The sequence below is a fragment of the uncultured Dokdonia sp. genome (genome assembly GCF_947492535.1).
In the GTDB taxonomy this organism is placed as follows: Bacteria; Bacteroidota; Bacteroidia; order Flavobacteriales; family Flavobacteriaceae; genus Dokdonia.
In genome coordinates this window covers 1-384 of sequence record NZ_CANLNH010000051.1, presented here as the reverse complement: position 1 = coordinate 384, position 384 = coordinate 1, and the positions used below count along the sequence as shown (strand labels likewise).

Below are 384 nucleotides of genomic sequence, written 5' to 3'. Positions count from 1 at the left end.
GACTAATTTTTCATTGAGTTTCCATGAGACTTTAGCTGCGGCAGAGTTAGGAGCTCCAGCCATTCCAGATCCTGCAAGTTATAACAGTGGTACCACTACGATTTATGTACGTGCTACCGATACCGATCCAGCTACAAGTACAGAATGTTTTAGAGTTATAACACTTGACTTGGTTGTAAATCCTATTCCAGAGATCGCCTTACCGATACCAGATCTTACTTTATGTAATGATGGTAGTGATCAAGCAATCTTTGACCTTACTGATAATGAAGCAAATATTATTGGTTTACTTGATCCTACACTTTATACCTTGAGCTATCATGAGTCAGAGATGAATGCAGAAGACAATATGCTTCCTATTGGTGATCCTGAGAATTATTTAGT

Annotated in this window: 1 protein-coding gene; it reads left to right on the top strand. The window is 38.3% G+C overall.

Annotation, left to right across the window (positions count from 1 at the left end; translation table 11 throughout):
- Positions 1-384 (top strand): hypothetical protein (locus Q1A60_RS21505; protein ID WP_300008513.1); only part of this gene is annotated, 384 nt, incomplete at both ends.